The organism is Rhodococcus sp. BH4, from assembly GCF_002079265.1.
GTDB lineage: Bacteria > Actinomycetota > Actinomycetes > Mycobacteriales > Mycobacteriaceae > Rhodococcus_F > Rhodococcus_F qingshengii.
Genome location: NZ_CP014941.1, coordinates 1,944,922 through 1,958,761, shown reverse-complemented (window position 1 = coordinate 1,958,761; position 13,840 = coordinate 1,944,922). Strand labels below are relative to the sequence as shown.

Genomic DNA, 13,840 nt, shown 5'->3' with positions numbered 1-13,840 from the left:
ACTTCCTCCAACTGACTTTCGTGAAGTGCGCCCCGGTCGAGCACAGCGTTCTGCTCGGCCGGAGGCGTTCACTGGGCAAATACTGAATGTTACCCGGCCGTACCCCCACGGCCCGCTGACACCGACTGTGCGTCAGCTATCACCGAGCTCACAAGTGTGGCGAGACCGTCGACGCCAAGTGCCGGCAGGATGCCCGGAACAAGTCCGGCGAGCGACACAGAAACCAGAGCATCGGGGGCGAGAGCAGCCCCCATGGCGGTACGCATGGCAACGAGCTTGGTCGACAACTCACCGAAGGTGACAGCCTGATCACCGTGGGTGAACGCAATTGCCTCAGGATCGGCGGCCGCCGCTGCGGCTGCCAGTTCGGGTAGGTCCGCCGCGGACTTCGGCTCGGCAGCGCTCGCTTCCTCGCGTTCCTGCTCGGTCACGATGTCGATCGTGCGAATCACGACCCCGGGATCGGTCACCAGTTCTTCGAGCACCCGCCCGAATCGCGCCGCAAAAAGCGCGATGGTCGATTCGTCGAACAGGTCGGTCGCATAGGTGAAACGCATCCTCAGCCCGGACAGCACCCCGGCATCGTCGAATTGCTCGATACCGGTGAGCTGCAGATCGAACATCGCCTGGTCGAAACCGTTGTCGACCGCAGAGAGCTCGAGGCCCGGGAGCTGGAACGTACCGAGAGCCATGTTCTGGAAGGTGAGCATGACCTGGAAGAGCGGCGAGTATGCGTGAGAGCGCTCTCGCCCCAGTTCGTCGACCAACCGCTCGAACGGTACGTCGGCATTGGCGAATGCCGACAAGTCCTTGTCCTTCACGTGTGCCAGAACGTCGACGAACGTCGAAGCAGGCGCGATCTCCGTTCGCAAGACCAACGTGTTGACGAACATCCCGACAAGATCGTCGAGCGCCCGCTCACCTCGACCCGCGATCGGCGTACCGATTGCGATGTCGTTCGATCCACTCATCTTCGCCAACAGCACGGCCAGGGCAGTGTGAACCACCATGAAGACTGTCGAGTTCTGCTCCCGTGCGATCGTCGCGAGCCGGTCCGTGGTCTCGGAATCGACGGCAAACTCGAATTCCGCACCGCGCATGCTGGCCCGCGCCGGCCGCGGCCGGTCGGTCGGCAGTTCCAGAAGCTCCGGAGTGCCCTTGAGCTCGTTCACCCAGTACGCGAGTTGACGGCCCAGCTGACTGTCCGCGTCCTCCGGCGATCCGAGGACATCACGCTGCCACAGCGTGTAGTCGGCGTACTGCACCTCGAGCGGAGCCCACTCCGGGGTCTCCCCGCCGGTACGTGCGGTGTACGCAACCATGGTGTCTCTGATCAACGGAGCCATCGAGAAGCCGTCACCGCTGATGTGGTGAATGACAACGACGAGGACCCGCTCGGATTCGTCGACCTCGAAGAGACGGATTCGCAACGGAACGGCTGTCGTGACATCGAAGCCCTCGCGAACTGTGTCAGCCACCTGCTCGGCGACCGACGCTTCGTCGGTTGCGATCACTTCCAGTCCCACCGCCGCTGCGGAGCGAGGCAGGATCATCTGAACCGGTCCGTTGCCCCGGTCCGGGTATACCGTCCGGAGCACTTCGTGACGCTCGATCAGATCCGACACCGCTGAGTGAAGTGCGTCGACATCGAGTGCGCCGGACAGCCGGATCGCGACGGGGATGTTGTACGCACCCGAGGTCTTGTCGAACTGATTGAGCACCCACATACGTTGCTGCGCCAACGACAGCGGAATCTCGTACGGACGCACCTGAGCCACCAACGGTGGGCGGCCACCAGATCCCGCGTGTTCGAGAACCCTCGACGCCAATGCCCCGACAGTCGACGCCTCGAAGATCACGCGGACCGGAATCTGCGCGTCCAACGCCTCACCCAGCCTCGACACGACCTGCGTCGCGACGAGAGAGTTTCCGCCGAGCTCGAAGAAGTCGTCGTCGAGTCCGACCCTCGCCACACCGAGTACGTCAGCGAACACACCCGCCACGATCTCTTCGACGGGGTTGGTCGGCGCACGGAATTCGGTCGCCTCGAATTCGGGGTCGGGCAGGGCTTTGCGATCGACCTTGCCGTTGATGTTGAGCGGTAGTTCGTCCAAGACCATCAATGCCGCCGGCACCATGTAACTCGGCAACTCAGCCACAAGAGTCCGCTTCAAGGTTTCGACATCGATGCTTTCCCCGCTTTGAGGAACGACGTAGCCGACAAGTCGATCACCGATACGCGCATCCGACTTGGCCACCGCCACCGCGGAGTCCACGCTGGCCTGCTTGCGAAGAAGCGCTTCGATCTCACCGAGTTCGATGCGGTAGCCACGGATCTTGACCTGGAAGTCGGCGCGCTCCACGTAGTCGAGTTCGCCGTTCTCCGTCCACCGGACGAGGTCGCCCGTGCGGTACAACCGCGAACCCGCGTCACCGAAGACGTTGGCCACAAATCGTTCCGACGTCAGATCCGCGCGACCGTGATAGCCGCGAGCAAGCTGGGCACCGGCGAGGTAAAGCTCCCCGGTGACTCCGACGGGGACCGGATGCAAACGCGTGTCGAGCACGAACACCTGCGTGTTCCATTCGGGGGCACCGATCGGCACCGAGGTCGTATCGTCCGAACCGACGACGTGCGCTGTCACCGAGACGGCGGCCTCGGTCGGACCGTACAGATTCACCAACTGCGCGTCGCTGAGTTCTGCGAACTCGGTCGCGGTCGCGGCCGGCAACGCTTCACCGATCACAAGCACCTGACGAAGTGATTCCGGAAGGCCATTTTCCGATGCCGACTGCAACATCGCGAGCATCGACGGCACCACGTGGAGCGTCGTGATCTTCTCCCGGGTCATCAGGTCGAGCAGGTAGCTCGGGTCCTTGTGACCTTCGGGTTCGGCAATCACCAGTCGTGCACCGGAAGTCAGTGCCGACCAGAACTCCCAGACCGAGAGGTCGAACGTTGCCGCGGTCTTGAGCACCATCGCATCGGATCGGTCCAGGCTGTACTGATCGCGCTTCCAGAGAATCTGGTTGACCACCGCCTGATGCGAGATCGCGACGCCCTTCGGTCGCCCCGTCGATCCCGACGTGAAGATCACGTAGGCGGTGTTGCCCACTCGCAGTGGAGCAATCCGATCCGCATCGGTAACCGTCGCTTCCGCGTAGGACGCGAGATCGATCGTGTCCACCTCGATCACGGAATCACCGAACGCCGGATTCTTCGCAGTGGTCGAGGCAGTGAGGACGCAGACCGGATCTGCCATGGTCAACACGTACTCGATGCGGTCCGCCGGGTGGTTCGGATCGATCGGTACGTATCCACCACCTGCCTTCACCACCGCGTACATGGCGACCAGCAGTTCGACCGATCGCTCGATTGCCAACGCGACCAACGACTCCGGACCGACACCGGTTGCAATCAGATGGCGTGCGAGACGGTTCACACGTGCATCGAACTCGGCGTAGGTCAGCGACGTGTTCCCGGCGATCACTGCCACCGCACCCGGGTTCGAACCGACCTGCTCGTCGAACAGTTCGACCAGAGTGACTCCCGGGACGGAGTGATCGGTCTCGTTCCAGCGGTTCAGGATCCGGTCGCTCTCGGACGAATCCAGCAGCGCGAAGTCGCCGACGGTCAACGACGGATCGGACGCGATCTCCGCGAGCAATCGCACGAATCGATCGGCGAAGTCCTGCACGGTCGACTCGTCGAACAGATCATGCGCGTAGCTGAACATCGACGTGATGCCGGCTGCAGATCCGTTCGCGTCGTACCGATCACTGACGATCAACTGAAGATCGAACTGCGCGACCCCGTTGTCGATATCGACGCCCTTGACGGTGAGCCCCGGAAGCTCGAGCCCTCCGGTTTCCATGTTCTGGAAGAGGAAGCCGACCTGATAGAGCGGATGACGAGCGGTCGAACGTGGTGGGTTGAGCACCTCCACGAGTCGCTCGAAAGGAACGTCCGAATGTGCAAATGCTTGAAGGTCGGTCTCCCTGACACGTCCGAGCAGGTCGAGGAACGGCGCGCCGCTGTCGATCTGCGTACGGAACACCAAGGTGTTCACGAACATGCCGATGAGATCGTCGAGTGCCCGCTCACCACGTCCTGCAATGGGTGTACCCACCGCGATGTCCTCGGTTCCGGACAGTCGAGCCAACAACATCGCGAACGCAGTGTGCGTGAGCATGAACAGCGTCGAATTATTTGCCCTGGCAAGACCGCTCAACCGAGCATGCAACTCTGCATCGATATCGAAGTGCAGGTAACCGCCGCGGAAGGACTGCGTCGCGGGGCGCGGCCGGTCGGCGGGAAGTGCAAGCTGATCAGGCAGCCCGGCAAGAGCATTGCTCCAGTACGCAATCTGCTGCGAAGCAATAGATCCCGCGTCTTCCTCACTGCCCAGCACCTCTCGCTGCCACAGGCTGTAGTCGGCGTACTGAACGTCGAGAGGAGCCCAGGACGGTGTGTACCCGGCAACCCGCGAGGCGTATGCGGTCACGACATCCCGAGCGAACGGTGCCATCGAGGAACCGTCGGCGGAAATATGATGAATCGCGACACCGAGTACGTATTCGTCGGAAGCCAACTGGAACAACCGGATACGAATCGGAATCTCGCGTGTGACGTCGAAGCGCGTCGACGCCAGCGCGACCAACTCACCTTCGAGTTCGTCCACGCCAGTCGGTTCTGCGACGATTTCGTCCGACCAACTCGACACGGGCTTGACGACCTGCACCGGACCGTCTCCGATTTCCGGGTAGACGGTTCGAAGTGATTCGTGCCGCCCGATCACATCAGAAATCGCCGCGCTCAGCGCCGAGACGTCAAGATCGCCCTGAAGGCGCAGCGCCATCGGGATGTTGTATGCCGCTGCACTCCCGTCGAATCGGTTGAGGAACCACATACGCTGCTGCGCCAACGAAAGCGGAATCCGCTCTGGCCGCTCGACCGCGGTCAGCGCGACTCGCCCACCCGACCCGGTCCGGCTTTCGGCGTGCGCTGCGAGATCCTGCACCGTGGATGCTTCGAACAGAACTCGAACCGAAAGTTCGGTGTCGAGAGCATCGGCGATTCGTTTGATCGTGCGAGTGGCGTTGAGAGAGTTGCCGCCGAGCTCGAAGAAATCGTCATCGAGACCCACACGATCAACACCCAACACCTCGGCAAACACCGACGCAACGATCTCCTCCACCGCCGTCACCGGAGCCCGGAACACCGCAACCTCGAACACCGGCTCCGGCAACAACTTCCGATCCAACTTGCCCGAAGCATTGAGCGGCAACGCATCCAACACCACAAACTGCGACGGCACCATATACGACGCCAACCGCTCCCCCACACCCACCTTCACCACATCAACATCAACCGAAGACCCCACCGCAGCAGTGACATACGCAACCAACTGATCACGCCACACCACCACCACAACAGAACCCACACCCACCTGATCCCGAACCGCAGCCTCGATCTCCCCCAACTCGATCCGCTGACCACGCAACTTCACCTGAAAATCACTACGACCGACATACTCGAGCTCACCCGACACACCGATCCACCGCACCACATCCCCCGTGCGATACATCCGCGAACCCACCCCACCGAACGGATTCGCCACAAACCGCTCCGCCGACAAATCCACCCGCCCGAAATACCCACGAGCGACCTGCACACCCGACAAATACAACTCACCCGCAACACCCACCGGCACCGGACGCAACCGCGAATCCAACACCAACACCGACGAATTCCACACCGGAGCACCCATGGGCACCACCACACCCACACCATCGAGCGGACCCGCCGCCGTCGCATGCACCGTGAACTCCGTCGGACCATACAAATTATGAACCTCAACCGACGGCAACACCGACAACACCCGACCCACCACCGACGCCGGCAACGCCTCACCCGCCGCGAAAATCACCCGCAACGAACCCAACCCACCACCACCGAGACGCGAAATCGTCGCCTCCGACGTGTCGACCAACTGATCGACGAACACCTCCAACATCGACGGCACAAACGAGACCATCGACACCGACTCCGCCGCCACCACCGACGCCAAATACCCCGGATCCCGATGACCGTCATGAGTAGCCACCACCAACCGAGCACCCACCGCCAACGGAACAAACAACTCCCACACCGACACATCGAACGTCACCGGAGTCTTGAACAACACCACATCAGAACCCGACACCGCATAACGCTCCGCCAACCACGACACCTGATTGACCACACTGCGATGACTGACCGCCACCCCCTTCGGCCGACCCGTCGACCCCGACGTGAAAATCACATACGCCGTATTCCCCGACCGCAACGGCGCAACCCGATCCACATCCGAGACAGGAGCATCCGAAAAACCAGACACATCAACAACATCAACCTCGACCACCGGCACCACACCAGCATCGAAACCAACATCAAAAGTACTGACCACACACACCGGCGACGCCGCCGCCAACACATACCCATTACGGTCCGCAGGCTGATCCGGATCCACCGGAACATACCCACCACCAGCCCTGAGCACACCGTAAACCGCAACCAACAAATCAACCGACCGACGAACCGCAACACCCACCAACGACTCCGGCCCCACACCCACCGAAACCAAATACCTGGCAAAACGATTCACCCGAGCATCGAACTCCGCATACGACAACGACACACCCTCGAACGAGAGCGCTACCGCATCCGGAGACGCCGCCACCTGCGCAACAAACCCATCCAACACCGACACACCCCCAACCTCACGAGCCGTGTCATTCCACCCCTCGAGCACCAACGAACGCTCAACAGAATCCAAAATATCAACGTCACCAACACGCACCGAAGGATCGGTGGCTACGGAGGAGAGCAGTCGAAGAACTCTGTCCAGCAACGCAGTTGCGTAGTCGGCATCGAAGAAGTCCGGTAGGTACCGCAGCGTCAAGTGCAACTGCTCGTCGAGTGCGATCAGCAGGGTCAACGGGTAGTTCGTGGAATCGTCCGAGGCAATGTCGTCGATCATCATTCCGTCGAGAACATCCGCCTGTGCGGCGAGGCCCTCACGGTCGACCGGGTACGACTCGAATACAACCAACGTGTCGAACAGTGTTCCGACGTCCGCTGCTTTCTGGACATCGGTCAAACCGAGATAGTGATGATCAAGCATTCTCGCCTGCTCGATCTGGACCCTGGCAACCAATTCTTCGACGGACTCCGCGGCGTCGAGGCGCACCCGCACGGGGAGGGTGTTGATGAACAACCCGACCATCGATTCGACGCCGGTGAGCGCCGGTGGCCGGCCGGACACTGTTGCACCGAAGACAACGTCGTCGGTTCCGGTCAACGCACCGAGCAGGACCGCCCACGCGCTCTGCACGATCGTGTTGGCGGTGACCCCGAGTCGTGCGGCCAGAGCGGTGAGCGCCGCGGTTGTCTCCGACGACATCGACACGTTCAGCTTCTGTGACAGCGCGGTGAATTCCTGTCCGCCTGTGACCTGAGCAAGCAGCGTCGGCTCTTCGACGCCGGAAAGCACATCCGCCCAGGCTGTGAGTGATCGATCACGATCCTGATCGACAAGCCACGCCAGGTAATTGCGATAGCTACGCACACGCGGAAGAACCGAGTCGTCACCACGCGTCGCGTACAGCGCCAACAGGTTCTGCAAGAGCAGTGGCACCGACCAACCGTCGAGAATAATGTGGTGATTCGCCACCACCAAGCGATAGTCCCCCTCCGCCATGGTGACGAAGGTGAACCGAATCAACGGCGGTGACGCCATGTCGAAGTGTGTCGCCTGGTCAGCCGTCAAAACTTCGTTCAGAGCTGCCTCACGGTCGACGGCCGCAATATCGCTGAGATCGATGTTCCGCCACGGGACTGGAACGTCTTCGAGGACTATCTGGACCGGCGTTCCGTCGTCGTCGGCCGTGAATGCCGTTCGCAGGTTCGCATAACGGTCGATGATTCCCTGTGCTGCAGTGCGCAAGCGGTCGGCATCCACCTTCCCGGACAGAGTGAGAATCATCTGCACCGAGTAGAGGTCGACGCTGGATTCTGCCAACATCGCGTGGAAGAGCAAACCGGACTGCAGCGGTGCCAGGGGCCAGATGTCGGTCACCGTACCGAATCGATTCTCGAAGCCGTCGATATCTCGTTGGCTCACGGAGACAAGCGGCACGTCGGACGGTGTGAGTCCACCGGCTCCGACGGAGCGAGAATGCTCCGCCAGGGCAGTCAGTGCTTCGACCCAAATCTGTGCAAATGTCTCGACACTCTCGCCGTCGATGGCACCGACGGGGTATGCGAAAGAGGCCTCCAGAACAGCACCGTCTGCGCCGTCGTTGACGATCGCATTGATGTCGACGACCTTGTTTGCGGGCATGTCGACGTCTTCGGGTGCCGACACGTTGGCGAAATCGCCGGCCGGCAGCCACCCGAGTCCCTCGACGCCTGCCGGAAGATCCTCGGCGACAACTCGTCCCAGGTAGTTGAAGCTGACCTGTCCCCCGGCGAAGCGAGAAAGCACTGCGCGCGTGTCTTCGTTCAGGTAGCGCAGCAGTCCGTACCCGACGCCCTTGTCCGGGATCGCCAGAAGCTGTTCCTTCACTGCTTTGATCGCGTGTCCCGCCGAATCACCTCCGGCGAAAGCGTCACCCAGATCTACCTCGGAAAGATCGAGACTGATCGGGAAGGCAGCGGTGAACCAGCCAACGGTCCTTGACAGATCCGCGCCAGGAATCACGGCTTCTTCGCGACCGTGGCCCTCGAGTTGCAGCAAGGCAGACGTCGAGTCGATTCCGGCTCGGCGACGCCACTCGATCAGCGCGAGTGCCAGTCCAGCGAGCAGGCCGTCGTTGGCGCCGCCGTTGAAAACCTCCGGCAGCGTGGTCAACAGAGTCTCCGTCACCTGAGTGGGGACCGTCACGCTTATCCGCTGAACCGTTGCCGCAACGTCGACGGCAGAGTCGTACGCCCTCTTACCCAGCACCGGGTCCGGTGTCTGCAACACCTTCCGCCACGTATCCAGCTCGGCCACACGCGAATCCCGATGGGCCTCTTCGGACAAAGCATGAGCCCAGCGTCGCATCGACGTACCGGTCGGCTCGAGAGCAACATCCCCCGTCGCTCCGCTCGCCCCGGCCATCTGAGCCGCAGCCGACACCAGATCCGGAACGATGATTCGCCAGGAGACCCCGTCGACGATCAGGTGATGTGCAGCGATGATCAAGCGCCCGGTGCGAGTGGGACCGAAGTCGACCCACACGAACTGAACCATTACGCCGTCCGCCGGATTCAACCGGCCGAGAGCCTCGTCGAGGCCCTTGGAAGCCGTGAGAACAATTGTCGACTCGTCCGCAGCCGCGTCGACATCGACGCGGCTGAGCAGATCCTCGACGTCCACGGTTCCGGGCTCGGAGACCGACATCCCCCATCCGCGACCGTCGGAGATCAGCCGCGAGCGGAACATGTCGTGGTGGTCGACGACTGCGGCGAGTGTTCGCACGATGTCGGCTCGCTGCACTCCGAGTGGAAGCTCGAGAGTCATCGTCTGCGTGAATCGGTTGTAGCTGCCACCGCGCTCGACCATGAATCGTTCGATCGGCGTCAACGGCATCCAGCCGACTCCACCGCCCGGCAACTCCTCGAGCACCACCGCGGCCTCGACGTCGGCGGCATACTCCGCCACTTCGGCCAATGCCGCGACAGTCTTGCTCTCGAAGACGTCACTGGGTGCGAATACGACCCCACGTGCCTTCGCACGAGAGACGAGTTGGATGGACATGATCGAGTCGCCGCCCTGAGCGAAGAACGAGTCATCGGTGCCGATGCGATCCAGACCGAGAACGTCCGCGAAGATCTCGCTCAGGATTTGTTCCATCTCGGTGACCGGGGCGCGGAATTCCTTGGTCTCGAAAACCGGTGCTGGGAGCGCTTTTCGGTCCAGCTTGCCTGCCGGACTGAGCGGCATGTCCGAGGAGACCATGACCGAAGCCGGAACCATATGGGCCGGAAGGGTTCTGGAGACGAATTCGATCAATTCCGCCGAAGTGACCGAAGCGTGCTTTCCGGTGAACACGTACGACACCAGCGCCGGGGCACCCGACGGCAGGGTCGTACCCATCGTCGCAGCGAACTCGACCTCGGGGTGCGCCGTCAGCGATGCATCGATTTCGCCCAGTTCGATACGGAAACCGCGAATCTTGACCTGGAAATCGTTGCGGCCCACGTATTCCACGGCGTAGGTGGAGGGTGCCGTTCCAGCGACCCAGCGCACCACGTCACCGGTTCGGTACATTCGCTCGCCCGGATTACCGTGCGGGTTTGCCACGAATCGATCGGCACTCAAGCCTGGACGACGATGATAGCCGCGGGTCACCTGAGGACCGGACAGATACAGCTCGCCCGAGACTCCCAGTGGAACTGGATTGAGTCGTGTGTCCAGGACGAATGCGGCCATGTCACCGATCGTGGCGCCGATGTCCATTCGGTCACCGGGCAGAAGCGGAACGCTGACGTTCGTCACGATCGTCGTCTCGGTCGGGCCGTAGACATTCAGGAATGTCCTGGGAGCCGAAGCCGACGCGGCCGATCCGTCCCCTGTCGTCCACTTGCTGATCAGTTCCGGCGAATACGCTTCGCCACCCACGCCTACCACCGTCAGGTCGTCCAGGCCGCTCGGGTCCATCGACGCCAGGGCAGCGGGTGTGATGAACGCATGCGTGACTCGTTCGCTACGGAACACCTCAGCCAGTTCGTCGCCGCCGTACACGCCAGGCGGGACGATGACCATCGTCGCGCCGGTGGCCACCGCGAGGAACAACTCGAGCATCGACGCGTCGAAACTCGGTGACGCGAAGTGCAATGTCCGCGAGGTGGGCTTCACGAGGTAATGCGCGGCCTGCGTGACACTGAAGCTCGCCAGTCCCGCGTTGGTCGCGACAACGCCCTTCGGCAGTCCTGTCGTGCCGGAGGTGTAGATGACCCAAGCCGGATGAGCAGTCGTCAGTGGACGGACACGTTCCTCGGCATCTATTGGCGCTCCGGACACTCCGGCGATCATCTGTTCGCCAAGCGGTCCGTCCACGACCAACCACTCGACGTCGTCGGCGAGATTCGGACGTTCGACGTCGAGGGTCAGGCCAACCTTCGCACCCGAGTCGCTGAGCATGTGCGCGATACGGTCTGCCGGATAGTGCGGATCGATCGGAACGACCGCTGCCCCGGTCTTCGACACTGCCCAGACCGCGAGTACCGATTCGACGGATCTCGGAATCGACACCGCCACAAGATCTTCAGCCCCGAGACCACGGTTGATCAAAACGCGGGCCAGCCTCGACGACCACTCGTCGACCTCGCGATACGTCATGGACCTACCGGCCGCGGCCTGCGCCGTGCCGGGGTAGCGCAAAGCGACGTTGTCCGGGTAGCGCGCAGCAGCGTCGGCAAGAATCTCGGCCAACGGCGCCTGCGCTACTCCTGACGAAGCCCTTTGACTCGTCAGAACCTCACGCTCGGACGCGTCGAGGATTTCGATGTCACCCACTGAAGTTGCGGGGTCCGTCGCAATTCCGTTCAGAATGCGCATCAATCGTGCGGCGAATCCGCGGACGGTCGATTCGTCGAACAGATCCGTCGCGTACGTGAACGTCGCCGACAGCCCTTCTGATACCTCACTGATCGTGAGCTGCAGGTCGAACTTGGCCACGGTCTCGTCGATTTCGAACTCGGCCGCCGTCAGACCGGGCAGAGCCAACGAGTTCTGCCCCAGGTTCTGAAATGCCAATGCCACCTGGAACAGCGGGTGATGTGCCCTCGACCGAACGGGATCCAGCACTTCCACGAGCCGCTCGAACGGAAGGTCCGAGTGCGCGAACGCCTGAAGGTCGGTTTCCCGAGCCGAGGCCAGAAGTGTTGTGAACGCCGCCGAAGGATCAACCTCGGTACGCAAAACCAGGGTGTTGACGAACATTCCGATCAAATCGTCGAGTTCGGATTCACCTCGCCCGGCCATCGGTGCACCGATGTTGATGTCCGTTGTTCCCGACAGACGAGCGAGAAGCGACGCCAGAGCCGCATGGACCACCATGAACATCGACGCATTGTGTTCCCGGCCCACGCTGATCAGCCGCTCATGCAATTCCTGACCGATCGAGAATTCGAATGTCGCTCCCTGACCGGAGAATACCGCCGGCCGAGCCCGATCCCCCGGCAGATTCAACTGTTCGGGCACGCCGTCCAGTGCTTGCGCCCAGTAAGTGATCTGTTGCGCGATGACGGACTGCGGATCGTCCTCGGACCCGAGAACCTCACGCTGCCACAACGAATAGTCGGCGTACTGCACCGGCAACGGCGTCCAGGTCGGAGCCTGGCCGTTGGTTCGGGCGTAGTAGGCGGTCATGACGTCGCGGGTCAACGGGCCCATCGAGAAACCGTCGGTCGAGATGTGATGCACCACGAATACCAGAACGTGCTCGTCGGCCTTGATCTGGAAAAGCTTGGCGCGCAACGGCACCTCGGCCGTCACGTCGAAGCCTGCCGCTACGAAGTTCGTTACCTCGGAAACGATCTCCGAATCCGAGACCGAGGTTGCAGCGAGGTTCACGTCGACATCAGCCGGTGCAACGATCTTCTGGTAGCCGACGCCGTCGACCTCGGGGTAGACCGTGCGCAGAACCTCGTGACGGCCGATAACGTCGGCGACCGCTTGCTCCAGCCCCAAGACGTCCAGTTCTCCGGTGAGAGTTATCGCAACCGGGACGTTGTTCCCTGCCGAGCTCGTATCCAACTGGTTGAGGAACCACATGCGCTGCTGCGCCAACGACAACGGCACCCGAACCGGACGCACCTGCGCAGTCAACGCCGCACGTGAACCGCCACCGACATGAGAACCCAAACGAGCAGCCAACGCCTCCACCGTCGACGCCTCGAACAACTCCCGCACCGACACCGAAGCATCCAACGCCTGACCCAACCGAGACGTCACCTGCGTCGCAATCAGCGAATTACCACCGAGCGCGAAGAAATCATCATCCAAACCAACACGCTCGACGCCCAGAACATCCGCAAACGTCTGCGCAACAACCTCTTCCACCACCGACGTTGGAGCACGGAACACCGCAACCTGCAACGACGGAACCGGCAACGCCCGACGATCCAACTTCCCGTTCACCGTCAACGGAATCGAATCCAACACCACAAACGCCGACGGCACCATGTACTCCGGCAACAACGAACCCACCGACACCCGAAGATCGTCGACCGAAACGCTCGCACCCGCAGCCGGAACCACATACGCCACCAACCGCTGATCACCCGGAGAATCCTCACGGACAACCACCGCCGTCTGCGCCACCGACACATCCGCCAACACCGCAGACTCGATCTCACCGATCTCGATCCGGAAACCACGGATCTTCACCTGATCATCCGCGCGACCCAGATACTCCAAATCACCAGCGCTGTTCCACGACGCGACGTCACCCGTGCGGTACAACACCTCGCCGGCATTGAACGGATTCGCCACAAACCGCGTCGACGTCAACCCCGCCTGGCCCAGATAACCCCGAGCCAACTGAACACCAGAGACATACATCTCACCCGCGACACCAACAGGCACCGGAGCCAAACGCGTATCGAGCACGAACACCTGCAGACCCGAAATAGCCTGACCCACAACACTCGCCGACGCATCCGCCGCCAACGCAGCATCCAACACACGATGGCTCACATGCACCGTCGTCTCCGTGATGCCGTACATGTTCACCAACGTCGGCGCGAAGTCACCGCGGCGGCCGTACCAATCCGACAAGCGACGCAGCTCGAGCGCCTCGCCGCCGA

At 61.9% G+C, this 13,840-nt stretch carries 1 protein-coding gene (cut by a window edge); it reads right to left on the bottom strand.

The features are described from left to right. Positions 1–89 precede the first annotated feature (89 nt). Positions 90–13,840: the 3' portion of a non-ribosomal peptide synthase/polyketide synthase gene (locus A0W34_RS09135; RefSeq protein ID WP_156888910.1), read on the bottom strand. It continues 14,971 nt past the right edge of the window; the window shows 13,751 of its 28,722 coding nt (coding positions 14,972–28,722); its start codon lies off the right edge, out of view; it ends in the stop codon at positions 90–92.